Raw genomic sequence first — 24536 nt, 5'->3', positions numbered from 1 at the left:
AATGCTTTCTCCCCGGTCAGGTGTGGCCGTGAGCTAGCTCGGCGACCTGTCGCCACCAATTCGAACCAGCGTGTCGCTTCCCCAGTAGGCGACGACGGCGGCGGTGCTCACAGCGAGGAGCGCGACGAACGCGAGACTCGCCGGGTCCGAGTCGAGGATGGGGAACATCGCCTGCGACCAGTTGAACGACGCGTGGAACAACAGAGCGGGCAGGAGACTCCGATTCGTGTTGTTGTACACCCACGTCATGAGCACCGAAAAGAGCGTAATCGAGACGGCGAAACCGAGGAACGGGTTCCGGTAGTATATCGTCTCACTCGGGATGTAGAACAGCGGGAGGTGCCAGACGGCCCAGACGATACCGACGAGGACGCCGCTCGTCACCGCGCCGAATCTCGACTGAAGCGCGTCGAGAAGATAGCCACGCCAGCCAAACTCCTCCTGAATCGGCCCGCCGAGAACGAGGATGAACGCGAACGCGATGGGGAGCACGAGCAGGTTACCTGACCACGGAAACGACGGTGTGGTGCCGGTCACGACTGCGACTGCGAGCGACGCGAGAACGAGTATCGGTGCGAGTAACAGGGCGACGCCAACCCACCGCCTCGGGTAATCGAGTTGGACAGCACGGCCCGCGAGTTGTCTGGCACCCTGCACGCCACCGGCGTAGACCACCAGAACGAACGCGGCAACAGTCGGCCCGAAGGCCCCGAGTTCGGGAAGCGCGGGCACACTGTCGAGGTACCCTTCGGCGACGAGCGCCTGTGGGACCCAAAAGCCCCACGACCACCCGAACGTCACGGCCAGAAACGCAGCGACTGCCCGCCACCCGACAGGTGGGGTTCGAGAAGAAGACATACCAGTCGATACGTCAATCGAGGTGATAATTCTTCCCGGCACACGGCGAGTGCTCCGCGGTCAGTCGTCTCGGATGACCATCACCTTCACGCGTCGCACACCGCCGAACGTGGCCTCCTCGGCATCGCGTGGTTCGCGTTCGTCCTCGGGTTCGCCCACGAAGAGGAGTTCGAGATTATCGCGATGTGCGCGGGGTCGAACTACTGCCTCGAACTGATGGGCGTCTACTCGCTGACCGTCATTGCCGGCATCGTCGGGTTGACGATGCTCCTCATCGCGGGCTATCAGAACTTCGAGGAGGAAGTCGGGCAGTACACGCCGTATCTCCCGGTGTTCTCCGCTGTCGTCCTCGTCACGATGGGGGTCGGATTCCTCACCGGTGTGTTCTGACAACCGTGTTGCACCGCCGGTATTTCCATACCGATGGAATCCCATAGTACGTCTGGAATGCCCACAAGACAAGCTGAAACGACGTGGCAAGGCGGAAAGGACGGGAGTGGTGACTTCACGACCGAGAGTGGCGAAATCGAGGGGACGTTCAAGTTCCCGACGCGCTTCGAGGACGAACCGGGGACGAACCCAGAGGAGATAATCGGCGCGGCACACTCCGGATGTTTCAACATGCAGTTGACCGCGCTCCTCGACGGAGAGGGGTACACGCCGAACACCCTCCACACCACTGCCGACGTCTCTCTCCGCCCGGCCAAAGGCGGTGGATTCGAGATTCCGCAAATCGACCTGACGCTGGAAGCGGACATCCCGGACATCGACGAGGCGACGTTCGAGGAGATTGCCCAGAATGCAAAAGAGACCTGTCCGGTCTCCAAAGCACTCGCGGGCCCCGAAATTTCGCTCGAAGCGACGCTGCAGGGCTAAGCGCCACGCTCCATTTTTTGGCTATCGCATCCCACAGAGTCACATCCATACGCCGACGATACCCTGACCGTCACTGAGGACGCGAGTGGAGACGGGTGCGCTCGAACTCAGCGGTTTGCTTCGAACCACTCGACGGCGAAGTCGACCAACTCCGGTTGGTCGACGACCTTTGCTGTCGCCGCACCGACCGTTCCTTCGGTGTGTCCCACGTCGGATTCGAACGCAGCGCCGACCGCTTCGAAGTCGTCTGTCTCTATCTCGATGTCTTCGTATTCGACGACGACTCGCTCGCCGTCGCGCAGAAGGGGGGCGGCCGATTCGACGTGTTCTTTCTCGAAGTCGGCGCGATACTCCGCGAGATGGAGCGACGTGTTGCTGTCGTGGCCGACACCGAGGAGTAACACGGCACCGCCCCTATCGTAGACGCGGGCCAGTGGTGACCCATCGCCGAGTCCGTAGTCGACTTCGTGACTGCCAGCGACGTCGTCTGCACCGGCCCCCCACGCGGCGAACGAGACTGTCGGATGGTCGCTTCGGACGACACCGGGATAGTTTCGGAAGCACTCCGGTATCGCGCCCATGCCGCGTGTCGGCGTCACCTCGGGACGGAACGGCGGCATCGACTCCCGAATCGTCTCGACCCAGTCGTCTGGAACCGGTGGGTTCTCCCACCCCTCCGGGTCAGAGTACTGGCCGCTGTGTGTCGGCATGACGAGTGTTCCCTCGGGCGTGAGAACGTCCTGAAGGGCGTCGACGACGGCCTGCGGACCGCCGGCGACCCACCCGAGCGAACGAAGCGACGAGTGGACGAGGAGGGTGTCGCCGGCGTCGATGCCGAGACTGCGGAGGTCCGAGGCCAGCGAGGAGACGGTTCCCGGTTCGTCCACCGCCTCGATGGCGTCTGCTTCTGACATGGCACCTCTGTCGAAGGAAGCACACATCAAGATTGGCTTCGTTCGAGAGTCGGACCGCGTCCGTGACCGAATTACGGACTGACTTACTGACTGACCCGAACACACTCCACAGAACCAAAATAAGCCGACACGGCCACACGTTGGCCGCGACGCTCTGCTCTCGTCTACGCGTCGAACACGCGGAGCATCGCTGCCGTATCCGTGTTGTTGACGCACTTCGTCACCTTGCCGTCTTTCATATCGACGACCTGTGCGAACGGCACGTCGAAGCTGTTGCCCGACTCTCTGGCCGTTCCAGCGAACCGGCCGACTGCGACGATGGTGTCTCCACCGTCGACGAACCGTTCGATTTTCGCTTCGAGGTCCTCGAACGATTCCATCGTCGGCAGGAAGATTTCGTTCAGGACAGCATCCGGTCCACGGTGTATCCCAGAGCTGAAAGAACCGTCCGGTTCTATCCACTCGATATTCTCGTCAAACGACGACAGTACGGCGTCTATTTCACCCCGATTGTACGCGTCGTACGCACTCTCGAGTATCTCGACGTTCGTGCCCTTACCAATTGCTACCATCTATCTCGACCCACGTAAACGTACGAACCCGGAGGAGAAAGCGTTAGCACGACGTATGATAGCATTGGACACCTCACGGGACAGTGACGCGTTCGCGCCGTGTCACGAACACTGGCCGTCGGCGGTTCGTGGATTCGAAACGCAGATATGGCATCGTAGTGTCACGTTCCGCATGGACGACGTCTCCGCTCGCGATGCGCTCCGCTACGCCACCGAAGATAGCATGGTCACTCTTTACGCCGTCGTCTTCGGTGGGTGGGTGCTCCTCACTGTCGCTGGCGTCGGACTCGGTACTGGGGGTCTCGGGTTCGTCTTCGGCGCACTGGCATTCGTCGCCGGGAGTCTCGCCGTGCTCGCAGGTGTGGTCGCTATCGCGTATAAACTCTTGACCGACAGTCGAACGCCCTGACCGTTCGCCCCGGTTCAGAGATACGTCTCGGCGAGTGCGTCGAGCGCTTCGTGGCGGTGTGTCGTGTGCGGCGCGGTAAGCGGGGAGACGGATATCTTGCCGTCGACGACTGCCCGGCGGTCGGTTCCTTCCGGGTCCGTGATGTCCCCCGACGCCATCCGCTCCCAGATTCGGTCGTGAAGTCGCACCGTGCCGTTTTCGAACGCGGCGGTCATGTCGTACATCTCGGAGGGGTAGGTCACTTCCATGTCGGCCGGTTCGCCGTCTTCCGTCGGCATCGGCGCGTTGATGTTCAGATAGTCACACTGCTCGAAGACGCCGGCAGGTTCGGCGTGCTCGACGAGATACGACGCCGCACGTGTCGCCTCCCGGAAGTCCCGAGGGTCGGTGGCTTTCTCGTGCCACGGCACGTCGCCACCCGGCGGAACGTACATCGACAGCGCGAGCGCGGGCACGTCGAAGAACGCCGCTTCGACGGCGGCGCTGACGGTTCCGGACCGGCCGAGCACGTACGCGCCGATGTTCGCGCCTTTGTTGATGCCCGAGACGACCATGTCGACGTCGGGACAGAGCGCTTCGAGGCCAGCGACGGTACAGTCTGCGGGCGTCCCCTCCAGCGCGTACCCGAGTTCGTGTTCGGTGACGACTGCGTCTGACGACATCTTCCGGCCGACGGCGCTCTGGTCGGTGGCGGGGGCGACGGCAGTTACGTCTGCGAACTCCGAGAGGGCGTCGTAGAGGGCGCGAAAGCCGACGCTCTCGATGCCGTCGTCGTTCGTGAGGAGGATAGAACGTTCGCTCATGATACCGACTCAGGAGGGAGTGCGCAAAAAGCCACCCGTCGGTGTCAATCTGATGACTGGGTGTGTCGCTCAGGCGACCATATCGACGACTGTCTCGCCGTCCACGACGAGATTGTAGGCTTGTTCGTCGTCGTTCCAGAGCGCGAGGACGTTCTCGAAGACGAGGATATCGCCGTACGCCGCCTCTTCGAGGTCGGCGTTCAACACCGTCGGGTTCGTCCGGACGGCGTAGTTGTCGACTGCTTCGCTCCCGTCTCCGATTTTGAACACCTGATTGTTGCCCTCCGAGAGGTCGTGACTCAACTTCACCGCCATGAGGTCGATGCGGTTCGTGACGTGACGCTCCATCTCGGCCATCTTGGCGAATCGCGACGCGTTCGCCCGGATATCGACGCGACGCTTGCCGTCGGTTCGAAGGATGCTGTAGGAGTACTGCACGTCCACGTTGACGAACGTCCCTTCGTCCTCGTCGGAGTCGCGCCCCTCGTCGAGACGACGCTGGAATCCCGGCACGTCGAGGTCAGGTCGCACGTCGAACGACCACCCGCGGTCAGACGGGGCGTATCCGTCCCACAGACGAAGCGTCGGTGAGTAGATGGTGACGCCGCCGTCGACGGGAGTGACCGCGCGTTCGACGTCGCGCAGGCCGATACTCGTGTTGCGGTCTGCCGGTGCGATGGCGACGATGCACCCGTCGTCTGCGAGTACGTCGAGGTGCTTCTCGACAACTTCTACTGGGTCGTCGAGTTCGCTCAGGACGCTCGCGAAGAGGACGATATCGTACTCGCCGTCGGGTTCGAACGCCTCCGCCGTCTCGCGGTGGATGGTCGTCCGAAAGTTTCGGCGCGTCTCACCGAGCATGCGTTCGAGCACGTCGGCCGACGCACTCGGTTCTACTGCGTGGTACTCGACGAGGGAGTCTTCGGGCAGGTAGTCGTGGAGGCCGAGTGCTGGACCGCCCGTCCCCGCGCCCACGTCGAGGACGCGCAGACGCCGCGAGAGCACGCCGCCTTCTGCCAAATCGTCGAGGACGTACCCGATAGCCGCGTAGTAGTCCGGGAGGTGGTAGAGCGCGTATCCGAGTGCGGCGTCGTCGTCGTACTCGACGGGATTCCCGCGATAGTAGTCTTCTTTCAACTGCCGGACGCGCTCGCGGAGGCGGTCACCGGAATCACCGACGTGCCAGTTCGCACCGTAGCGCTGGATGAGCAGGTCTTCGAGGGCGAACGAGTAGTCGGCGGGGAAGGCCGTCGGTGACCACCCGGGCGGTGTGACCTGCCCTTCGGACGCCGGAACGAACGTCCCGTCGTCGCGTTCGACCAGGCCAAGGTCGTAGGCCTCCTCGCGGAGCGTCTGTTTGACGACTGCTGGGTGTGGTTGGCCTTCGATATACTCCGCAATCTCGTCTGGGTCTATCGGGCGGACGTTTCTGAGGTACTTCGCGTTGTCGCGGACGGCGTCTCTATCTATCATCGTGGGTCTCCTGTGGAGGACGTGGGCGGTCGGTTTCGTCGGGTGTTACGGCGTCTGCCGACGGGGTCACGTTCGTGACTCGTCGGCGTCGATACCACTACTCGTCACTCGTCGGGTTCGTGGTTGTCGATTTCGTCGTCGGTTCGGCCGACGGCCCGATAGAGGTCTGCGAACGTCTCTTCGTCGGCCCGTTCGAGTTCTCGGGCGGCGTCTGCAACTCGTTTCGTCCCCGCTCCGAACGCGGACTGAATATCGGCGTAAACCCGGGGATTGCCGGAGGCGACGGACGCGACGAGTTCGTCGAGGGCGGCAGAAATCGGCGTGGCGAACTCCTCGCGGACGTCGTCTGCCGCGAGGCCGAACGAGAGGATTGCGGCGTGGGCGGCGGCCTGCACCGTCTCCATCGCCGTGTCGTGTTCCGTCGGTGTCGTCTCGAAGACGTTGTTACCGGCCGTCGAAAGGTCGTCGAGGAGGGCGTCACCGAGTGGCCCCGCTTCGTCGACGACGGCGGCGACGTTCCCGGGGGCGTTTTCGGGCGCGAAAAGCGGGTGGAGGCTGAGTCGCTCTCGGTCCGGGAGGTGGTCGCGCATCGCGGCGACGGGCCCAGCCATCGAGCCCATCACGTCACACATTCCTCGTTCGGCACGGTGGGCGTTCGCCTCGACTGCCTCTCTCGCGAGGTCCATCGGGACCGCCAGACAGACGACGTCGAACTGCTCGTCACCGTCCAGTGGGACGGCACGGCCGCCGAGTTCGTCGGCCGCAGCGACCGCTCTCTCGGGGTCTGCATCCGCGAACGCCAGGTCGGCGTCGACCGTCCGACCGAACCAGCGACCCATCGCACCAGCGCCGACGACGAGCAATCTCATCGGTTCGGTGTGGACGCGGGGTGCCCAAAAGAGAATCGGTGGCGGCGACCACCGCGTGCGTGCTGTTGGGTCGGGTCGAACTGGGTCGGTCCGAATTGGGTCGCGTCGGGCCGAACCGAACTCCGAGAAGGAACCCGGGACTGGTCAAACGTCGGTGAACGGACCCTCCGTGTACGAACCATCAAGTGCCCGTTTGACAATGTGATTCTATGGCAATCGACGACATCGAGTTCGAGGGCCGAACGGCCTTCATCACGGGCACGAGTCGCGGTATCGGCAAGCAAATCGCCCTCGACTTGGCGGACCGCGGTGTGAACGTCGTCTCGACGGGGAAGACAGTCGAAGAGAAAGACACCCTCCCCGGGACCATCGTCGAGACGACAGAGGAGATTCGCGAGCGAGGTGGCAACTCTATCTGGTGCCAACTCGACGTTCGCGACGACGAAACCATCGAGGCGGCCATCGAGGAGACAGTCGACACGTTCGGCGGCATCGACTTCGTCGTCAACAACGCCGGTGCGATTCACATCGCCAACTTCGAGAACACGCCACCCAAGCGGTTCGACCTGCTCATGGACGTCAACGCTCGTGGGTCGTACGCGACGACGCACGCCGCGCTTCCGCACCTCCGTGAGAGCGACCACGCACACGTCGTCACCTTCTCGCCGCCGATGCCCGCCCAACCCGCACCCGGGAAGATTGCGTACGCGCTCTCGAAGTACGGGATGACCTTCATCGCCGAGTCGCTGGCACAGGAACTCGCCACCGACGACATCGGTGTGAACGCACTGTGGCCCGTCGCGGCTATCGAGTCGGAGGCGACGCGCCACTTCGGCATGGGGACGCCCGAAGACTGGCGGACGCCACAGATAATGTGCGACGCACTCGCCGAACTGTTCTCTCGTGACCCCACCGAGTGTACGGGCAACACCTACTACGACGAAGAGATACTCGCCGACGCAGGCATCGACGACCTGTCGTCGTACGCCGTCGTCGAGGGGGCAGACCCCGGGCCGATGTCGGCCCAACTGTTCGACCCGGACTACGAGCGCTAACAGAGCTCGTTATCGCTGTTGAGACTCGGGAGCACACGTTTATGTACGTGAACGCCGAAAAACGGGCAATGGGTTCCCACCCCATCTTCGCTCCGGAACCATACTTCTCCACCCGATATCTTTCTGAATCGGCAATTAGACTTAAATACTACTGGGGGTTCGCATAGGCCATGGAGTTCCCTCGCTTGCCGTCCCGAGATACGAACGGCCAGAAGGTCGTTCTTCCAGACGACCTCGAGGGTGAACAGACACTGTTGCTCATCAGTTTCGACCGTCGGCAGCAGTCACTCGTCGGGTCGTGGCGAGGGTTCGCAAAGGAACTGACCGAGACGTACGACCACTTTGGTTACTACGAACTGCTCGTCTTGGGCGGGCGAAGCGGGATGATGCCCTCGTTGTCAGGCGGTGGGATGTCGCCCGGTGCCGCCCGCAGTCGCCCGCACGACAACGCACTCGTCACGCGAGTCGACAAGACGGCGCTCCAGCGACGTCTCGGCCTCCTCGGTGAGGGCAACATCTACGCACTCCTCATCGAAGACGGGCACGTCGTCCGACAGGCGGCGGGCGTCCTCACACCCGAAACCGCAGACGCACTGGAGAACCTCCTGAAACAGTGGCGCGAAGTCAACTCCGGGTGGACCGACGCGACGGGCGTCGGTCCCTCCACGGGCGATAGCGCCCTCGACAGTTAAGCGCCGATTCCGCGTCGGGTCCGCGCCGGTTTCGGACGGTTTCTCGCGGGCGACGAGTTATTCGACGACGAGTTATTCGACGACGAGTTCGACCCGATAGTCGGTGAGATTCTCGTAGCCATCGTCGGTGACGACGACCATGTCTTCGATGCGGACGCCACCGATTTCAGGGTCGTAGAGTCCGGGTTCGATAGTGATGACGTGTCCCGGTTTTAGCTCCTCACCGTTGGTACTCAAGCGCGGGAGTTCGTGAACGTCGAGGCCCACGCCGTGGCCCGTACTGTGGATGAATCCTGTCTCGGCCGACTGGTCGGCACGAAGCGTGTTCTCGCCGGCCGCTTCGTACACGTCGCAGACGGCGTTGTGCACGTCTTCACCGGTCGCACCGGGTTCGACGGCGTCGAGTGCAGCGTGGAAGGCTTCTTCGGTCAGGTCGAACCACTCGCGAATCTCGTCGGTCGGTTCGCCCTTCACGAAGGTCCGCGTCATGTCGCCGTTGTACTTCGTCGCCTTGTCGCGCGGGAAGATGTCGATGATGATGGCCTCGTCCGCGTAGAGTGGGCCGCTACCGCGGTTGTGTGGGTCTGCGGCGTCTGCTCCACCGGCGACTATCGTCTCGTCGAGCGCACACCCGTGTCGGAGGAGCGTCACCTCGATTTCTTCTTTCACGCGTTCGCTCGTGAGGGGAGCACCCTCGTAGTGGAGTGTCCCGTCGTCGGCCACGTCGGCGGCGCGAATGAGTTCTTCTGCGGCCTGCATCGCCACCTCGTTGGCGTCCTGTGCGGCGTGGATGTGTTCGACTTCTTCGTCTGTCTTGACGGCACGGATAGTCGTCAGCACGTCGTCTGTCTCCGCTTCTATGGAGATGCCTTCGTCGCGAAGCGCGTCCGCGATGCCGAGTGGGAAGTCTTCGGGCGTCGCGAGCGTCTCGGTGTCGTGGTCGGCCAAGAACTCGGCGACGACTTTCGCCTTTCCGACGAGTGGGCCGAACTCGGCGAATTTCTCCCTGTAGTCGTACTCGGAGAGACGCGAGACGGTGTCTGCGCGACTCTCTTTCTTCGCTCGGCCGTATTCGAGCGTGGAGACGAGGAGATGGGTTCCGGCGGGTGTGTAGAGCGTCGTGAACGGGTCGGGAGCGTCGAATCCAGAGAGGTACAACTGATTCGAATCACTGCTGGCCGCGGAGACGAGATAGCCGTCGAAGTCGTCACCGAGAAAGTCGTCCAGTGGAGCGAAATCGGGTTCCATACACCGGGGTTCGACCGGCCAGTAGTAAAGCCCTCTCGTCGCGGGCGACGGGAGGAAGCTCCCGACGAACTGGTTCTCAGCGGGGGAACTCGCCGCGGACGACGTCGGCCAGTTCTTCGAGTTGGCGGGAGAGGTGGCACAACAGGTCGTCTAGCGTGACGATACCGACGAGGTCACCGTCTTCCATGACGGGGACGCGCCGCACGCCCTCGTCGTGCATCATGTCGACGACTTCGGTCACCCCCGCGTCGGGGGCGACGCTGAACACGTTGGTCGAGAAGATGTCGTTGGCGACTAGGTCACCGACGTCTCTGTCGGCGGCGACGCCGTAGACGACGATATCGCGGTCCGTCAGGACGCCTGCGACGACGCCCTTCCCGTCGACGACGACGACGCTCCCGACGCGCTGGTCTCGCATCGTCTTCGCGACGTCTACCAGCGAATCTTCGACTTCGACAGTGACGACGTCCGTCTGTGCGAGTTCCTTGACGAGCATACCGGTATATCGTCGGGAGGGGAAATAGCAGTACACGTCGTTCCAAGTGAGCGGGAACAGCACCGGTCGTCGATTTGGGGGGTCGACTTGAGCGTCGATTTGGGGCGTCGACTTGAGCGTCGATTTGGGGCGTCGCCGTGTGGGAGAACGTCGCCGTGTCCGGTACCCTGATACCACGTCACGACGACGCCCGCGTATGGACGTTCACATCTCGCAGTCTCGGGTTCGGGGTCGAACCCGCGCGCCGCCGTCGAAAAGTTACACACACAGGGCCATCCTCGCTGCAGGCTACAGCGACGAGGCGACTGTCCGAGACGCCCTCGTCAGCGCCGACACGAAGGCGACGATGCGGGCGGTCAGCGCGTTCGGTGGCACCGTCGAACGAGACGGGCAGACCATCGACGTGACGGGGTTCGATGGACGCCCCGAGACGCCTGACGACATCATCGACTGTGCGAATTCGGGAACGACGATGCGCCTCGTCACGGCCTGTGCCGGACTCGGCGAGAATCTGACCGTCCTCACCGGCGACGGGTCACTCCGCTCGCGCCCACAGGGACCGCTTCTCGACGCCGTCTTCGACTTGGACGGCCGCGCAGAGAGCACGCGCCGCAACGGACAGGCACCGCTCGTCGTCGGCGACGGCATGACCGGCGGAACGGTCGAAATTCCGGGCGACGTGTCTTCGCAGTACATCACGGCACTCCTGATGGCCGGTGCCGTCACCGACGAGGGCATCGACGTGGACCTGACGACCGAACTCAAGTCCGCCCCGTACGTCGATATCACGCTCGAAGTGCTCGCCGACTTCGGCGTCGAAGCGACACAGACCGACAGCGGGTTCGCCGTCGCCGGTGGGCAGTCGTACCGCCCTGCCGGCGGCGAGTACAGCGTCCCCGGCGACTTCTCGTCTATCTCGTATCTCCTCGCGGCGGGTGCCGCCGCGGGCGTCGATGGCGAACCCGTCGTCGTCGAGGGTGCACGCCCGTCGGCGCAGGGTGACAAAGCCATCGTCGACATCGTCCGCGACATGGGCGCAGACGTCGAGTGGGACGAGGACGCTGGCGAACTGACCGTCTCGGTGGCCGACCTCTCCGGCACGACAGTCGACGTCGGCGACACGCCCGACCTGCTTCCGACTATCGCGGCACTCGGTGCAATCGCAGACGGCGACACCGTCATCGAAAACTGCGAACACGTCCGCTACAAGGAGACTGACCGCGTGACGGCGATGGCCGAAGAACTCGCCAAGATGGGTGCGAACGTCACCGAACAACAGGACCGACTCACCATCCACGGCGGGGACACGGACCTCGTCGGTGCCGACGTCGACGGCCGGCACGACCATCGCATCGTGATGTCGCTCACCGTCGCCGCCCTCGTCGCGGAGGGCGAGACGACCATCGCCGGCGGCGAACACGTCGACGTGTCGTTCCCGAACTTTTTCGAGACGATGCGTGACCTCGGCGTCGACGTGACCGAGGCCTGAACAGCCGGAACGTTACATCTGGCCGACACGACGCAATCTTTTTCTCTGCGCCGTCCGGCGACTGTGCCATGCAGCGACCCGACATCTCGGCACTGCGTGAACGCCAACAGGACGGTGACTACCTTCTCCCCGCCTACGAGGACTGGTGTCTCTCCCGGATTCCGGGAACAGTCGCCGACCTGCTCGGTGCCGATGTCGGACCACGTCTCCCCGCGGCGGCGACCGAGGGCTACGACGGTATCTCTCGCGTCGTCGTCTTCCTCGTCGATGGGTTCGGCATCGCGCAGTGGGACGGCGAGCGAGAACGAGTTCCCTTCTTGCGCCGGTTCGAGCGCGCCGGTCGAGTGACGCCGCTCACGTCAGTCTACCCCTCGGAGACCGCCGCCGCGATAAACACGTTTCACACCGCGGCCCTCCCGGCGGAACACGGCGTCGTCGGGTGGTACGTCTACGACCCGGACACCGACGAGCAGTTCGAAGCGCTTCCCTTCCTTCGGAAAGACGGGACGGTTCCCGAGCGAATCGACCACGACGAGGTTGCCAACGCCGAGGGCATCTACCCCGAATTAGCGGCGGCGGGCGTCGAGACGCACCACGTGACGCCCTTCCCGTGGGACGAGACGGTTCCCCACACCTACGACCCCGAGGACCTCTCGACGTTCCCCGAGGCGTTCACCGGCGCCGCAGAGGAGGCGTCCGACCCGTCGTACATCTTCGCGTACCTGCCGCAGACCGATGCTGCCGGCCACGCGGAGGGTGTCGACTCCGACGAGTACCGCGAGACGGCAGTCGAGGTGTTCGAACGCATCGACGAGGCCATCGAGTCACTCGCGGACGCGACGGCAGACGACGATGGTGAAACCCTCGTTTGCATCACCGCCGACCACGGCCTCATCGACACCGACCCCGAGCGGAATATCGACATCTCTGCACCGCCACTCGACGTCGTCGCCGACCTGCAGACGCTCCGCGACGGGACGCCGGTTCGCTACTCGGGGAGCGCCCGCAACGTCCATCTCCACCTGCGACCGGAGCGAATCGACCCCGTCTACGACCTGCTCACGGCGGAACTGGACGCGAGAGTCCTCCGGAAACAGGAGGTGCTGGACGCCGACCTGTTCGGTCCGAACCCCTCCGAGACGTTCGAGCAGAGACTCGGTGACCTCGTGGTCGTTCACCGTGACAGCAGCGTCTGGTACGGCGACGAGGACGCGGAAAAACTCGACTTCGTCGCCATGCACGGTGGGATGCACCCCGACGAGATGCTGGTTCCCTTCGCGACGGCGACGCTCGACTCACTCGTCGACTGAGGATTCAGGGGCGCTGCGTATCTCGGGACCCTTTCCGGTCACGCCCGTCTTTTTGATGATGGCGTCTGTCCACCAGAGTTTGATGACCATCACGCCGAGGGTGCCGACGAGCGTGCCGACGGGTTTCCGGCGGAGCGCCGAGGCGAACGCGTAGAACGTGACGGGGATGTTGAGCACGTTGAGGACGTTCGGATAGTCCATCCCCATCGTCCCCTTTCCCTCGTCCAACCACTGGCGTTCCGCGAGGACGATTCGACTGAGGTAGTTGTCGGTGCGAACGGGACGCGGGAAGAGGACGGGATTGACGGCGATGAACGCCAACGTCGCGGCGAAGAGTTTCGCGTCGCGGCGGTAGATGGCGTACATGAACACCGGATAGACGAGAATCCGTGTTCCGGCACTCCACGGGTTCGCGTGTCGCTCCCAGAACGTCGATTCGAGTCGGTCACGGAGGCCACCATCGGACGCTGTTCCCTCGTCGGCAGTCGATTCCATAGGTTCTCTTCGCCGGCTTCACTTATGAACCTCCGCGCGACGAACGTCGTCTCTGAAGGATTCGGATTCACAACGTCGGAGAGCCGATTCAGTTTAAATTTATAGTAACTGATAGAACTAGTGTGACACAGACAGAGGGTATAGTCAGCAGCCATGGAGCCTTTTGGTCACAGAGTTTCGAGTGAATGCGAACGTGGGGTCGTTTGTGCCTGTGTCCCGACCTTAGGGCAGATCTGTGGAGGGGTGTACGGTGTGCTCGAAGGGGTCACCGACGAGCGACCCAACTGTTATCCGAGTCGGTCTTCTATGGGATGGGATGGCAGATAACAAACAGGGCCGAGACAAGCAAGCGGATGACGAAAAGCGGCGTCAGCGAGAGCGTGAGCTAGAGGAGGCACGTAACCGCGCCGACGAAGCTGAACCGATGCGCGACGACCCTGGCGAGAAACTTGGTGACCTCGACGAAGCGCTCGGAACCCATGACTATCCGACCACGACGGACGAACTGGTCGAGGCCTATGGCGACTACGAACTCGAAACACAGAGCGGGCACAAATCCCTCGCTGAAGTGCTCGCCCCGACCGACAACCAAACGTACAGCTCCGCCGATGATGTTCGAAGCCGAATACAGGGACTGATACATCGCTGATGAAGACGCCCCAAGCCCTCGCCCCGTTAGTTGGACAGCCCTGGCTCTGATACGTATCTCCTCTGTGATAACCGATCCTCCCCGTCGCTTCCTGCCGACAAGTCAGTGCTGAATTCGCGCGCTGTATGCAGCACGGCATCAATAAACTATCAGAAACAGAGTAGTTCAACAGAGTCCATATTTTCTGTATTGGCAGAAGCTATCCGCAACGGGTTGAGCAACGGAAAGTCGCTAAACGCCTTCAGTTTACAGACTTCGACAGCTCAGCCCCGGCCTTGAACTTCACCGACTCCGACGCGCCGCCCGCGTTCACCAGGTGAAGCACCGGCGCATCCACCGGCACGTGCGTTCCAAACCGATACTTCTCCCCCGACTCATCATCATCCCCACTCGCCCTCCCCGGCCGCTTCCGAAGAAGAAGGTCGTGTCCCTCCTTCGACATCACACCACGCTCTATCAACTCATCCGACGTGCCCGAATCGAGACGCGCCCCTCGCCGACCCCGCTCACCAGACACCGACCGCTTCACCACGTCACCGCGCTCCCTATCACTGTCATAATCGAAGCAGCACTCGATACCCACTACCTCCGTCGCACCAGCCATCGACAGCACTGTCACTGAATCCTCGTACAGCGCAGCATCATCGATGGCCCACCCACCCGTGTACACGAGCTGACCATCGCTCTCACACCGCTGGACGTACAACAACGCCGGGAACGGATGCGGACACCTCGGCGGCTGTACCATCACCTGATACACCGACACACCCGTCGACGAACCGGACTCCGTTGTCCGCGCCCACACCCCCGGACTACACGGGTCATCATCAGCCGAACAACTCGTATCAGAAGCATCACCATCGGGTCCTGCGACAAGCGGGTCCGCAGTAAGAGTCATCAGTATCTCGATTCGACTCTGCGACGACTCGCTACTCGACCGCAGGAACACCATCTCGTCATCTCCTCGAATGACCTCCAGACCCCCGCCCGTCGCCATCGGTCCGGAGACATCTGCAACGAAGTGCGGCGTCGTCCCGCACACCGCACCCGGGTAAGTGTCGGGGTCGTCATCATTACAATCATTCGACGGGTCCGGGTCATCCGGACCAGCCTTCGGCGTCCCCCACGAGTACACCCGCCCACCACCATCAGACTCCCCCGTGAGATACGCGATAAGCCGCTCCGGCGTCACCGCCTCCCGAATGCTCCCGTTCCCACCCGGCACCTCCGCATCAGGCAAGCAGACGGTAAACCGCTCTGCGACAATCGACTCGTCACCCAGATACGCGAGAACAGCCTCGGCCTCCTCCGTCCCATCATCTATCCCATCCCCATCATCGTCCCCATCCGACGACCGCGACGGCTTGTTGCTCCGCGCGGCGTTGTAGTCCTGCGCCATAACCGGCGACGACGTAACCCATCCCTCGACGTCTACCCGCCCAGACACAGTCGGAGTCAGTCGGCTCACATGTGGCTCACCCATACCGAACTCACCCACGCTGTCCTCCTGCGCCCCCGCGAACACAGCCGCAGGCGACGCACCCGTGTTCGTCACGACCGACGCCACCCGATTCAGACACCCTGCGAGCGACCCAACCGCGACGGCACCTCCTACCGCGAGGAGGCGACGGCGACTAATGGGAGGTTGTGGCGCATCACGTGGGGCATCATGGGGGCTTCGTGGATTCACGATAAATGTTGAAGGAGTGAGACAAGCATAAGTATACTTGCCTCTGTTGAAACCCTCAAATTATGACAGAATTCGCGTGCAACATACAGAGGGTGTATCTTGCACCTCCGTTTCGCACTTGCTGTAGAATATGCCGTAGTGAACCAGACAGCGTTTACCACACGTTCAGTTCGTACGTGACCACGTATCCGACAAAGGCGGAAAGGAGGATACTGAGTATAATAATCAGCCGACCACTTTGGTACGAGACGGAGTTTGCGACATACCCGAGCGGGATAACCACTACAAGAAGTGTGGCTGCGGAAGCGAGACTCCACTTTAATTTTTTCAGATACACGAGTTAGTCACCAAAGTTACCGTTACAACCGAAATACAAAATGTTGATTGCTGACTGTGCGCGCTCTATTCAGCACGACCTCAAAAAAGTATCAAATACAATTTATTTCGACAGTACCAAATCGTCCTCGTTCACACCCACCCACGATTGCACCTATCTACAAACACTAAATGGGCGGACACCCGAGGGTCCGGTAATGAACGGTAACGAATTCGGTCGCCTCTTTCGCGTGACCACCTACGGCGAGAGTCACGGCGACGCGATGGGGGCCACGATATCCGGGTGCCCCGCCGGCGTCGAACTCTCCGTCGAAGATATCCAGCACGAACTCGACAGACGAAAACCGGGCCAGTCGATGATTACGACGAGTCGCGGCGAACCCGACGCCGTCGTCGTCAACTCCGGGGTACAAGACGGCTACACGACGGGGACGCCCATCGGGATGGTCGTCCAGAACAAGGACGCGCGCTCCGGCAAGTACGAACCCTACGTGACCGCGCCGCGTCCGTCACACGGCGACTTCACCTACTCGGCGAAGTTCGGGACGCGCAACTGGGGTGGTGGTGGGCGTTCGTCCGCACGCGAGACAGTGAACTGGGTCGCTGCCGGCGCTGTCGCCAAGCAAGTCCTCGAACAGAGCGAGTACGATATCGAGGTGAAAGCCCACGTCAACCAGATTGGGGACATCGAAGCGCCGCCAGTCTCGTTCGACGAGATGCTCGAACACACGGAAGAAAACGACGTTCGGTGTGCTCACCCCGAGACGGCCGAGAAGATGCAGGAGGCAATCGAACAGTACCAGAAGGAAGGCGACTCTATCGGCGGGTCGATTTACTTCGAAGCCCAGGGCGTCCCGCGTGGCCTCGGCGCGCCCCGATTCGACTCGTTCTCGGCGCGACTCGGACAGGCGATGATGGCCGTTCCGGCGGCGACAGCCTTCGAATTCGGCCTCGGCCGAGAGGCACGCGAGTGGACCGGCTCGGACCGCAACGAGAACTGGGAGTTCGACGAAGACGGCGACCCACGACCGGTCGGCAACAAACACGGCGGGATTCAGGGCGGCATCACCACCGGCCAACCAATCTACGGCGAGATGACGCTCCACGCACCCACGTCGATTCCGAAGAAACAGCGGACAGTCGACTGGGAAACGGGCGAGGAAAAGGAGATTCAGGTCGTCGGCCGACACGACCCGGTCTTACCCCCACGCGGTGTCCCCGTCGTGGAGGCGATGTTCTATCTGACCATCCTCGACTTCATGTTACTCGGCGGTCACATCAACCCCGACAGAGTCGACGGCGACGTTGGTGAGTACGACACACAATACCACCCGTCGAGTCCACAAAACGAGTAAACAACTCGAATCAGAGTTATTACTCCGAGAAGGGCCGAAACAAAATCTCCGTTCGTCCACTTATTTTGGGGTGGGAATGAACCAATTTAACAATATTAATTCCTTCATTATCTTTCCTTGTCAATGCATAGCAAAGTCTTTAATCAAACCCATCCCAAAATCCTAGATAGCGCCCCAGCGGGGCCGTGAGCTCAAATTATGACTGACCACGAACTTATCTGGCGCATTGCAGGGGGTTCCGGTGACGGCATCGCCTCGACCAGCCAGAACTTCGCCAAAGCCCTGATGCGAGCGGGGCTACACGTTTTCACGCATCGACACTACCCGTCGCGCATCCGCGGTGGTCACACCTACACGGAAGTCCGCGTAAGTGATGACCCAGTAAAGTCCCGCGGTGACGGGTATAACTTCCTCCTCGCCCTGGGTGACTCCTTCGCTCGGAACCCGAGTGAGGGCGCGTACTACGGCAACGAGGAGATTAAACCGCTCTCGGAGAACCTCGACGAACTCAACGAAGGCGGTGTCATCGTCTACGACTCTGGCCTGCTCGACACCGAAGAAATCGAGAACTTCGACGAACGCGTCGAGGAGAACGGCTGGCACGTCTTCGACATCAACCTTCGCGAAATCGCCCGTGAACACGGCCGCGAGGTCATGCGGAACACCGCCGGTGTCGCCGTCACGTGCGCTATCGCGGACATCGAACCCGACGTCATCAAGAGTCTGATGTCGGACGCGATGCCGGAGAAGATTTTGGAACCGAACCTCACCGTCTTCGACGACGCTTACGAGATGGTCAAAGAGGAGTACGACGTCGACGCGCCCGACGTCTCGGTTCCCGAAGGAGAACACGACGAAGAGCAAGTTCTGCTCTCTGGGTCCGACGCTATCGCGTACGGTGCCATCGACGAAGGCTGTCGCTTCATCGCTGGGTACCCGATGACCCCGTGGACGGAAGTCTTCGTCATCATGTCCCAGAACCTGCCCGAACTCGGCGGCATCTCCGAACAGGTTGAAGACGAGATTGCTGCCGCGGCGCTGGCCATGGGTGCGTCCCACGCCGGTGTCAAGGCCATGTCCGGGTCGTCCGGTGGTGGCTTCTCGCTCATGTCCGAGCCACTCGGACTCGCAGAGATTACCGAGACGCCGCTCGTGCTCGTCGAGGCCATGCGCGCCGGCCCATCGACGGGGATGCCGACCAAGCCCGAGCAGTCTGACATGGAACACGTCCTGTACACCTCGCAGGGCGACTCTCACCGCGTCGTCTTCGCGCCCGGCAACTCCGCCGAGGCGTACCGACAGACGCGAAAGGCGTTCAAGATTGCCTACGAGTACCAGATTCCGGCAATCGTCCTCTACGACCAGAAGCTCGGTGGCGAACTGGCGAGCATGCCGGCGTCCGTCTTCGACGAGGAACCGAACCCGGACCTGGGTTCGGTCCTGACCGAAGCGGAACTCGAAGACGCACCGCACGACGACTCCGGTAAGTACCACCGCTTCCAGCACGACACCGAAAACGGTGTCTCGCCGCGTTCGCTGCCGGGGCAGAAGGGTGGCCGCTACCTCGCAACGGGTAACGAGCACAACCCGTCGGGTCACATCTCCGAAGACCCCGACAATCGTATCGCACAGATGAACCGCCGCATGCAGAAAGTCGAGTCCATCCGCGCGGAACTCGACGAGGACGGCGAGTTCAACACGGTCTACGGTCCGGAAGACGCAGAGTACGGTCTCATCACCTTCGGTAGCCAGCAGGGTACCGTCGAAGAGGCGGCCGACACTCTCAACGAGATGGGCCACTCGGTGAAGGTCCTCGGCGTCTCCGAACTGATGCCGTTCCCGAAAGACCAGGTTTCGGAGTTCCTCGACAGCGTCGACGAAACGCTCGTCGTCGAGATGACGGCCTCGGCCCAGTTCCGTGGTCTCGTCCAGAAGGAACTCGGTGGCTACGGCGAGAAGATGTCGAGCCTCCTCAAGTACAACGGTAACCCGTTCGAGCCCGCCGACATCGTCGAGGGCTTCGAGACGGCGCTCCTCGAAGGCGAGGAGCTTCCCAGTAACCGTACGAAGTTCGTCCCAAAGGTGGGTGAATAAATCATGAGTGCATTCAGCGCAATCGGTGAGGAAACGGAGAAAGACCAAAACGAGTTCACACCCGGACTCGAACCCCAGCCGACGTGGTGTCCTGGCTGTGGTGACTTCGGTGTGCTCAAGGCTCTGAAGGGCGCAGCGGCCGAACTCGGCCTCTCGCCCGACCAGATGATGGTCACGACCGGTATCGGCTGTTCGGGGAAGCTCAACAGCTACTTCGACGCCTACGGGTTCCACACCATCCACGGTCGGTCTCTCCCTATCGCCCGCGCCGCCAAGCTCGCGAACCCCGGTCTGACCGTCATCGCCGCCGGTGGTGACGGTGACGGCTACGGTATCGGTGGCAACCACTTCATGCACACCGCCCGCGAGAACCACGACATCACCTACATCGTGTTCAACAACGAAATCTTCGGCCTGACGAAGGGGCAGACGTCGCCCACGTCGCCGAAGGGTCACAAGTCCAAGACCCAGCCTCACGGCTCGGCCAAGGACCCGATTCGACCACTCTCGATGTCCCTGAACGCGGGTGCGTCGTACGTCGCACGAACGGCCGCAGTCAACCCCAACCAGGCCAAAGAGATTCTCGTCGAAGCGATTCAGCACGACGGCTTCTCTCACGTCGACTTCCTGACGCAGTGTCCGACGTGGAACAAGGACGCCCGTCAGTACGTCCCGTACATCGACATCAACGACTCCGACGACTACGAGTTCGACAACACGAACCGCTCGGAAGCCTCCGAGATGATGTTCGAGACTGAGAACGCCCTGCACGAGGGTACCGTCCTCACCGGCCGGTACTACGTCGACGCAGACCGTCCGTCCTACCAGCAGGAGAAACAGCGCATCGGCGAGATGCCCGAAGAACCGCTCGCAGAGCGTTACTTCGACGACTCCTACGAGTGGGAACGGTCCTTCGACCAGTTCCTCGACAAGCACAGATAACGCATCCGACGACGTCGAACGGCAGGCCACGCCCCAGTTCGACGTGACGGATATGCGTTTTCGGATTCGCAAGATATTTTTCTCCCGTAAGAAAACAAGCGGGTATGGAAACCACGTCCACGGAGGGACGCATCCTCGCAGTCTTGGAAGAAGACGCGAAAGCGTCGTACGCCGAGATTGCAGACCGGGCGGGCGTGTCGAAGCCGACGGTTCGAAAGTACATCAGCAAACTCGAAGACGACGGCGTCATCATCGGGTACTCCGCCGACGTGGACCCGAAGAAACTCGCTGGGCAGTCGATTGCGATGGTCGGTATCGAATGCGCCAGCGAACGCTACGTGGAGGTCACACGGGCCCTCAAGGAACTCGACGACGTCGAATCGCTCTATACCTCGTCCGGTGACCACATGCTGATGGCCGAAGTTCGCGCCGTCGACGGCGACTCGCTCGGTGACGTCATCTCCGAAAAGATTCTCTCTATCGACGGCATCGAGGCTGCACACCCGTCGTTCTTACAGGAACGACTGAAGTAACGACGCTCGCACGCGTCTCAGTGGTGCGTCTACTTTCACTGCGATACCTGAACGTTCAGGTGCGTCGCCCGTCTACAGACGACTGATGGCGGAGGAGACGCTTCCGGGGACGAACGCAGACGACGAACCCGACAGAATCGTCCTTCACGTGGACATGGACTGTTTCTACGCCTCCTGTGAGCGTCTCCGCGAACCCGAACTCGAAGGCGAACCTGTCGTCGTCGGGATGGGCTACGAACCCGGGGAGGGCCACGGTGCCGTCGCCACCGCGAGTTACGAGGCCCGCGAGTTCGGCGTCGACAGCGCGCAACCGATATCGACTGCACTGGAGCGATTACCACGCAGAGCGGATGCCGACGACGACGCGACGGGCCACTACCGTACTGTTGACCTCGACTTCTACAAGTCCGTCGCCGCCGACGTCAAAGCGATTCTCCACGACTGCGCCGACGTGGTTCGCGAAGTGAGCATCGACGAGGCGTATCTCGACGTGACCGACCGAACGGCGTGGGACCTCGCACCGTCCGGTGACCGGACGCTCGCAGAAGGCTACGCGCGGTACGTCAAACAACGCATCGGGCGGGAGGTTGGCGTCCCGGCGTCTATCGGCGTCGCGCCGAACATGTCCACCGCGAAAATCGCCTCGGACTTCGACAAACCGGACGGCCTCGTCGTCGTCAGACCCGGCGACGTGGAGTCGTTCCTCGCGCCAATCCCCATAGAGGAGATTCACGGCGTCGGCCCGGTCACCGCCCGCGAGTTGCGTGACCTGGACATCGAGACGGCGGGTGACCTCGCCGCCGCCGACCCCACGACGCTGGAGTCGAACTTCGGGTCGCGAGGGCGCGAACTCCACGACAGAGCGCGCGGATTCGACGACAGGACGGTCACCCCGACGGGGCGACCAAAGAGTCTCTCACGGGAGTCCGCGTTGACGGACCCGACGGCAGATATGGAGGCCAAACGCGACGTCGTCCGGGCACTCGCCGCCGACGTTGCAGACAGAGCACAGTCACGCGGCGCGATGTACCGAACCATCGGTATCAAGGTGGTCGTGCCACCGTTCGACGTCAACACGCGAGCGCGGTCACTTCCCGGCCCGGTAGACGACGCCGAACTCGTCGAATCGGTCGCACTCGAACTGCTCGACGCGGAGTTCGCCGACGAGCGAGTCCGGAAACTCGGGGTTCGCGTCTCGAATCTCTCGTTTTCGTCGGCCGACCAGTCGCGTCTGGACGGGTGGGAATCGGCCGCCGAGTCGGCGGCTAACCGGGACGACGGAGACGACGAGACAGACGCCTCAGGAACAGCGACAGAGAACAAGGCAGAGTCAAAGGCAACGGTAGAGGCAGAGACAGACGCCTCGGACGGGAACGCCGAATCGCCGGACGGCCGAAAGCGACGCGGTCAGTCCTCGCTCGTGGAGTTCGACTGAGCGCCGTCTTCGGGGTGGAGGCCTCGCCCAGTGACTATCTCGATACGTGCCCCACCCGAACTGCTGTCGCCGATTCGCACGTCCCACCCGTGAGCGTCGACGATGTCGGCGACGATAGCGAGTCCGTATCCGGTCCCCGACTCGTCGGTGGTGTACCCACGGTCGAACACCGACTCACGCTCTGCTTCGGGGATTCCGGGCCCGTCGTCGGTGACGACGAATCCGACTTCGTCTTCGAGTCGGCGGACGGTGACCGTCGTCGCGCCGTGGTCGACGGCGTTGTCAGGCCTTGCCTGACTGCCCGCCGAACGCCGTTCGGCGACGTCGTCGGACGGAGTCCGATTGCTCGTCGAGCCATGCTCGACGGCGTCGTCAGGTGAACGCTGACTGCTCGTCGAGCCATGCTCGACGGCGTTCCGAAAGAGGTTCTCGAGGAGTCTCACCAGTCGGGAACGGTCGCTGTGGACCGTCCCCAGTGGGTCTGTCACCGATAGTGTCGCGTCCGCCGTCTCTACCGTTCGCCACGCCTCGTCGACGGCGTCGGCGAGTAGCACTCGTTTTCTGTCGATGACGTTCTGGCCCTGTCGCGCCATCGACCACACGTCGTCGACGATGTCGTCGAGACGTTCGAGTGCGTCGAGTGCGGTGTCGAGACGTTCGTCGTCGGGGTGGTCCTTGCGAGCGAGTTCGACGTTCCCGTGTGCGACGTTGAGCGGGTTCCGCAGGTCGTGTGAGACGATACTCGCGAATTCGTTGAGTCGCTCGTTCTGTGCCAGTACCTCCTGCTTGTGTCGCTTGCGTTCCGTGATGTCGCGGGAGATGCCGATGATGCCGACGACGTCACCGTCGTCGTCGACCCACGGGACTTTCGACGTGAGGTTCCACCGGTCGAGGTTCGACAGGTACTCCTCTTTGTCGAGGATGGGGTCGCCGGTTTCGAGCACTGCCCTGTCGTCTTCGTAGGCCTGTCGTCTGTGTTCTTCGGACGACGTCGCGTGTAGTTCGAGGTCGGTCTTGCCGACGAACGACTCGGGGTCGTCGACGAGCGCCGAACTCACCCGGACGTGACGAGCGTCCGCGTCTTTTGCGAACAGGTGGACGGGGACGCTCTCGAACAGTGAGTCGAGGAGCGTCTCTTTTTCTCGTAGTTCGAGTCGGCGCCTGCGCTCTTCGGTAACGTCGAGGACGTACCCCTCGACGGCGCACACTTCGCCGTTCTCTTCGACGCCCAACCCCTGTTCGCGGACCCACTTCGTCTCGCCCTCGCGCGTCTGGATACGGTAGGTTACGTCGAACGGTTCACCCGTCTCCACTGCGGTGGTGATTTCGCCCCAATCGTCTCCTCTGTCGTCGGGGTGGACGATGTCTTCCCACGTCAGGTCGCCGGACTCGAACGTCTCGGAGTCGTAGCCAGTCAGTTCAGCACACCCGTCGGAGATGAATTCGATTGGCCACGATGGGTCGACTGGCGTCCGAAACGCCACGCCGGGCATCGCCTCGATGAGGGTGGAAAACCGTCGGTCCGACTCGTCACGTTCGGCGACTGCTCGGTGTTCGCGTACCGCTCTACGGATACGGTTCGCGAGCAAGACCCACTGGTCGCTGCCGGGTCGTTTCTGGACGTAGTCGGAGACGCCCGCAGCGATAGCGTCGCTCGCGACTTCCTCGGACCCGTGGCCGGTAAAGAGGATAAACGGAACGTCGCTGCGCTCTCTGACCGTTTCGAGCAGTTCCACACCGTCCATCTCCGGCATCTGGAAGTCCGAGACGAGGCAGTCGAAGTGCTCTGATTCGAGTCGGTCGAGTGCCTGCGACCCGCGTTCACAGGTTTCGACGTCGACTCCCGGAAGTCGGCGTTCGAGATTGAGCGACGCGAGTTCGGCGAAGTGTGGGTCGTCGTCCACGTGCAGAAGCCGAATACCGGTAGCGTCGCCGTCGTTCAT

At 62.3% G+C, this 24536-nt stretch carries 23 protein-coding genes and 1 pseudogene; 13 read left to right on the top strand and 11 right to left on the bottom strand.

Features of this window, described 5'->3' with window-relative positions:
• Window positions 1–33 precede the first annotated feature (33 nt).
• Window positions 34–858, bottom strand: coding sequence for a lysostaphin resistance A-like protein (locus ACK3R5_RS06480; RefSeq protein WP_411968434.1), 825 nt, complete (start codon window positions 856–858; stop codon window positions 34–36).
• A gap of 102 nt (window positions 859–960) precedes the next feature.
• Here ACK3R5_RS06480 and ACK3R5_RS06475 point away from each other — a divergent pair.
• Both ACK3R5_RS06475 and ACK3R5_RS06470 read left to right on the top strand, forming a co-directional pair.
• Window positions 961–1248, top strand: a pseudogene (locus tag ACK3R5_RS06475) (hypothetical protein); the annotation flags it as partial.
• 57 nt (window positions 1249–1305) lie between these two features.
• Window positions 1306–1734 carry an OsmC family protein gene (locus ACK3R5_RS06470; RefSeq protein WP_411963242.1) on the top strand — a complete coding sequence of 143 codons (429 nt, stop codon included), beginning with the start codon at window positions 1306–1308 and terminating at the stop codon, window positions 1732–1734.
• A gap of 107 nt (window positions 1735–1841) precedes the next feature.
• On the opposite strand, the gene ACK3R5_RS06465 is transcribed toward ACK3R5_RS06470, so the two are convergent.
• Both ACK3R5_RS06465 and ACK3R5_RS06460 read right to left on the bottom strand, forming a co-directional pair.
• Complete coding sequence (locus ACK3R5_RS06465) at window positions 1842–2648, bottom strand: aminoglycoside N(3)-acetyltransferase (protein WP_411968433.1); 807 nt, start codon at window positions 2646–2648, stop codon at window positions 1842–1844.
• Between the two features lie 164 nt (window positions 2649–2812).
• Window positions 2813–3220 (bottom strand): nuclear transport factor 2 family protein, encoded by a 408-nt coding sequence (locus ACK3R5_RS06460; protein WP_411968432.1) that lies wholly within the window; start codon window positions 3218–3220, stop codon window positions 2813–2815.
• Between the two features lie 172 nt (window positions 3221–3392).
• Here ACK3R5_RS06460 and ACK3R5_RS06455 point away from each other — a divergent pair, with 172 nt between their 5' ends.
• Complete coding sequence (locus ACK3R5_RS06455; RefSeq protein WP_411968431.1) at window positions 3393–3629, top strand: hypothetical protein; 237 nt, start codon at window positions 3393–3395, stop codon at window positions 3627–3629.
• A gap of 14 nt (window positions 3630–3643) precedes the next feature.
• Here the strand turns inward: ACK3R5_RS06455 and surE are convergent, their stop codons facing one another.
• From surE to ACK3R5_RS06440, 3 genes are all read right to left on the bottom strand, one after another.
• Window positions 3644–4432 carry a 5'/3'-nucleotidase SurE gene (gene surE, locus ACK3R5_RS06450; protein ID WP_411963238.1) on the bottom strand — a complete coding sequence of 263 codons (789 nt, stop codon included), beginning with the start codon at window positions 4430–4432 and terminating at the stop codon, window positions 3644–3646.
• A gap of 69 nt (window positions 4433–4501) precedes the next feature.
• The gene (locus ACK3R5_RS06445) at window positions 4502–5905 is read right to left on the bottom strand and encodes a small ribosomal subunit Rsm22 family protein (protein ID WP_411968430.1); all 1404 of its coding nucleotides are present in this window, start codon (window positions 5903–5905) and stop codon (window positions 4502–4504) included.
• Window positions 5906–6009: 104 nt separating this feature from the next.
• Entirely contained in the window at window positions 6010–6774 is a 765-nt protein-coding gene (locus ACK3R5_RS06440; RefSeq protein ID WP_411968429.1) for a prephenate dehydrogenase/arogenate dehydrogenase family protein, read from the bottom strand.
• 209 nt (window positions 6775–6983) lie between these two features.
• Here ACK3R5_RS06440 and ACK3R5_RS06435 point away from each other — a divergent pair, with 209 nt between their 5' ends.
• Together ACK3R5_RS06435 and ACK3R5_RS06430 are read left to right on the top strand one after the other, a co-directional pair.
• Window positions 6984–7829 (top strand): SDR family oxidoreductase, encoded by an 846-nt coding sequence (locus ACK3R5_RS06435; protein WP_411968428.1) that lies wholly within the window; start codon window positions 6984–6986, stop codon window positions 7827–7829.
• 170 nt (window positions 7830–7999) lie between these two features.
• Window positions 8000–8521 carry a hypothetical protein gene (locus tag ACK3R5_RS06430; protein ID WP_411968427.1) on the top strand — a complete coding sequence of 174 codons (522 nt, stop codon included), beginning with the start codon at window positions 8000–8002 and terminating at the stop codon, window positions 8519–8521.
• Window positions 8522–8593: 72 nt separating this feature from the next.
• Here the strand turns inward: ACK3R5_RS06430 and ACK3R5_RS06425 are convergent, their stop codons facing one another.
• Both ACK3R5_RS06425 and ACK3R5_RS06420 read right to left on the bottom strand, forming a co-directional pair.
• The gene (locus ACK3R5_RS06425; RefSeq protein WP_411968426.1) at window positions 8594–9769 is read right to left on the bottom strand and encodes a M24 family metallopeptidase; all 1176 of its coding nucleotides are present in this window, start codon (window positions 9767–9769) and stop codon (window positions 8594–8596) included.
• A 76-nt stretch (window positions 9770–9845) separates the two neighbouring features.
• Window positions 9846–10265 carry a cyclic nucleotide-binding/CBS domain-containing protein gene (locus ACK3R5_RS06420; RefSeq protein WP_411963232.1) on the bottom strand — a complete coding sequence of 140 codons (420 nt, stop codon included), beginning with the start codon at window positions 10263–10265 and terminating at the stop codon, window positions 9846–9848.
• 196 nt (window positions 10266–10461) lie between these two features.
• On the opposite strand from ACK3R5_RS06420, the gene aroA reads away from it, so the two are divergent.
• Entirely contained in the window at window positions 10462–11754 is a 1293-nt protein-coding gene (gene aroA / locus ACK3R5_RS06415) for a 3-phosphoshikimate 1-carboxyvinyltransferase (protein ID WP_411968425.1), read from the top strand.
• 68 nt (window positions 11755–11822) lie between these two features.
• A complete protein-coding gene (locus ACK3R5_RS06410; RefSeq protein WP_411968424.1) occupies window positions 11823–13064 on the top strand; it encodes an alkaline phosphatase family protein in 1242 nt (413 codons plus the stop codon).
• Here the strand turns inward: ACK3R5_RS06410 and ACK3R5_RS06405 are convergent.
• Complete coding sequence (locus ACK3R5_RS06405; protein WP_411968423.1) at window positions 13050–13559, bottom strand: DUF6653 family protein; 510 nt, start codon at window positions 13557–13559, stop codon at window positions 13050–13052. The genes ACK3R5_RS06410 and ACK3R5_RS06405 overlap by 15 nt on opposite strands.
• A gap of 316 nt (window positions 13560–13875) precedes the next feature.
• On the opposite strand from ACK3R5_RS06405, the gene ACK3R5_RS06400 reads away from it, so the two are divergent.
• Entirely contained in the window at window positions 13876–14208 is a 333-nt protein-coding gene (locus ACK3R5_RS06400; protein WP_411968422.1) for a hypothetical protein, read from the top strand.
• A 241-nt stretch (window positions 14209–14449) separates the two neighbouring features.
• On the opposite strand, the gene ACK3R5_RS06395 is transcribed toward ACK3R5_RS06400, so the two are convergent.
• A complete protein-coding gene (locus ACK3R5_RS06395) occupies window positions 14450–15607 on the bottom strand; it encodes a hypothetical protein (protein WP_411968421.1) in 1158 nt (385 codons plus the stop codon).
• 824 nt (window positions 15608–16431) lie between these two features.
• Between ACK3R5_RS06395 and aroC the strand changes: the two genes are divergently transcribed.
• The 5 genes from aroC to dinB all read left to right on the top strand — a co-directional run bounded on the left by aroC (window position 16432) and on the right by dinB (window position 22593).
• Window positions 16432–17589, top strand: a complete 1158-nt coding sequence (gene aroC, locus ACK3R5_RS06390) for a chorismate synthase (protein WP_411968420.1) — start codon at window positions 16432–16434, stop codon at window positions 17587–17589.
• Window positions 17590–17787: 198 nt separating this feature from the next.
• On the top strand, window positions 17788–19683 hold the full coding sequence (locus tag ACK3R5_RS06385; RefSeq protein WP_411968419.1) for a 2-oxoacid:acceptor oxidoreductase subunit alpha: 1896 nt from the start codon (window positions 17788–17790) through the stop codon (window positions 19681–19683).
• A gap of 3 nt (window positions 19684–19686) precedes the next feature.
• The gene (locus ACK3R5_RS06380; RefSeq protein WP_411963224.1) at window positions 19687–20625 is read left to right on the top strand and encodes a thiamine pyrophosphate-dependent enzyme; all 939 of its coding nucleotides are present in this window, start codon (window positions 19687–19689) and stop codon (window positions 20623–20625) included.
• Window positions 20626–20729: 104 nt separating this feature from the next.
• Window positions 20730–21158, top strand: coding sequence for an HTH-type transcriptional regulator LrpA1 (lrpA1, locus tag ACK3R5_RS06375; protein WP_411963223.1), 429 nt, complete (start codon window positions 20730–20732; stop codon window positions 21156–21158).
• 85 nt (window positions 21159–21243) lie between these two features.
• Window positions 21244–22593, top strand: coding sequence for a DNA polymerase IV (gene dinB / locus ACK3R5_RS06370; RefSeq protein ID WP_411968418.1), 1350 nt, complete (start codon window positions 21244–21246; stop codon window positions 22591–22593).
• Here the strand turns inward: dinB and ACK3R5_RS06365 are convergent.
• Window positions 22566–24536 carry a response regulator gene (locus tag ACK3R5_RS06365; protein ID WP_411968417.1) on the bottom strand — a complete coding sequence of 657 codons (1971 nt, stop codon included), beginning with the start codon at window positions 24534–24536 and terminating at the stop codon, window positions 22566–22568. The genes dinB and ACK3R5_RS06365 overlap by 28 nt on opposite strands.

The sequence above is a fragment of the Haloferax sp. YSSS75 genome (genome assembly GCF_046764215.1).
Taxonomy (GTDB): Archaea; Halobacteriota; Halobacteria; order Halobacteriales; family Haloferacaceae; genus Haloferax.
This window is presented reverse-complemented; position numbering and strand designations above follow the sequence as displayed.

What these genes read in the sequence shown, in the direction of transcription:
- ACK3R5_RS06480 (WP_411968434.1), bottom strand. Translation starts at nt 858, where the DNA reads ATGTCTTCTTCTCGAACCCCACCTGTCGGGTGGCGGGCAGTCGCTGCG.
- ACK3R5_RS06470 (WP_411963242.1), top strand. Translation starts at nt 1,306, where the DNA reads ATGCCCACAAGACAAGCTGAAACGACGTGGCAAGGCGGAAAGGACGGG.
- ACK3R5_RS06465 (WP_411968433.1), bottom strand. Translation starts at nt 2,648, where the DNA reads ATGTCAGAAGCAGACGCCATCGAGGCGGTGGACGAACCGGGAACCGTC.
- ACK3R5_RS06460 (WP_411968432.1), bottom strand. Translation starts at nt 3,220, where the DNA reads ATGGTAGCAATTGGTAAGGGCACGAACGTCGAGATACTCGAGAGTGCG.
- ACK3R5_RS06455 (WP_411968431.1), top strand. Translation starts at nt 3,393, where the DNA reads ATGGACGACGTCTCCGCTCGCGATGCGCTCCGCTACGCCACCGAAGAT.
- surE (WP_411963238.1), bottom strand. Translation starts at nt 4,432, where the DNA reads ATGAGCGAACGTTCTATCCTCCTCACGAACGACGACGGCATCGAGAGC.
- ACK3R5_RS06445 (WP_411968430.1), bottom strand. Translation starts at nt 5,905, where the DNA reads ATGATAGATAGAGACGCCGTCCGCGACAACGCGAAGTACCTCAGAAAC.
- ACK3R5_RS06440 (WP_411968429.1), bottom strand. Translation starts at nt 6,774, where the DNA reads ATGAGATTGCTCGTCGTCGGCGCTGGTGCGATGGGTCGCTGGTTCGGT.
- ACK3R5_RS06435 (WP_411968428.1), top strand. Translation starts at nt 6,984, where the DNA reads ATGGCAATCGACGACATCGAGTTCGAGGGCCGAACGGCCTTCATCACG.
- ACK3R5_RS06430 (WP_411968427.1), top strand. Translation starts at nt 8,000, where the DNA reads ATGGAGTTCCCTCGCTTGCCGTCCCGAGATACGAACGGCCAGAAGGTC.
- ACK3R5_RS06425 (WP_411968426.1), bottom strand. Translation starts at nt 9,769, where the DNA reads ATGGAACCCGATTTCGCTCCACTGGACGACTTTCTCGGTGACGACTTC.
- ACK3R5_RS06420 (WP_411963232.1), bottom strand. Translation starts at nt 10,265, where the DNA reads ATGCTCGTCAAGGAACTCGCACAGACGGACGTCGTCACTGTCGAAGTC.
- aroA (WP_411968425.1), top strand. Translation starts at nt 10,462, where the DNA reads ATGGACGTTCACATCTCGCAGTCTCGGGTTCGGGGTCGAACCCGCGCG.
- ACK3R5_RS06410 (WP_411968424.1), top strand. Translation starts at nt 11,823, where the DNA reads ATGCAGCGACCCGACATCTCGGCACTGCGTGAACGCCAACAGGACGGT.
- ACK3R5_RS06405 (WP_411968423.1), bottom strand. Translation starts at nt 13,559, where the DNA reads ATGGAATCGACTGCCGACGAGGGAACAGCGTCCGATGGTGGCCTCCGT.
- ACK3R5_RS06400 (WP_411968422.1), top strand. Translation starts at nt 13,876, where the DNA reads ATGGCAGATAACAAACAGGGCCGAGACAAGCAAGCGGATGACGAAAAG.
- ACK3R5_RS06395 (WP_411968421.1), bottom strand. Translation starts at nt 15,607, where the DNA reads ATGGCGCAGGACTACAACGCCGCGCGGAGCAACAAGCCGTCGCGGTCG.
- aroC (WP_411968420.1), top strand. Translation starts at nt 16,432, where the DNA reads ATGAACGGTAACGAATTCGGTCGCCTCTTTCGCGTGACCACCTACGGC.
- ACK3R5_RS06385 (WP_411968419.1), top strand. Translation starts at nt 17,788, where the DNA reads ATGACTGACCACGAACTTATCTGGCGCATTGCAGGGGGTTCCGGTGAC.
- ACK3R5_RS06380 (WP_411963224.1), top strand. Translation starts at nt 19,687, where the DNA reads ATGAGTGCATTCAGCGCAATCGGTGAGGAAACGGAGAAAGACCAAAAC.
- lrpA1 (WP_411963223.1), top strand. Translation starts at nt 20,730, where the DNA reads ATGGAAACCACGTCCACGGAGGGACGCATCCTCGCAGTCTTGGAAGAA.
- dinB (WP_411968418.1), top strand. Translation starts at nt 21,244, where the DNA reads ATGGCGGAGGAGACGCTTCCGGGGACGAACGCAGACGACGAACCCGAC.
- ACK3R5_RS06365 (WP_411968417.1), bottom strand. Translation starts at nt 24,536, where the DNA reads ATGAACGACGGCGACGCTACCGGTATTCGGCTTCTGCACGTGGACGAC.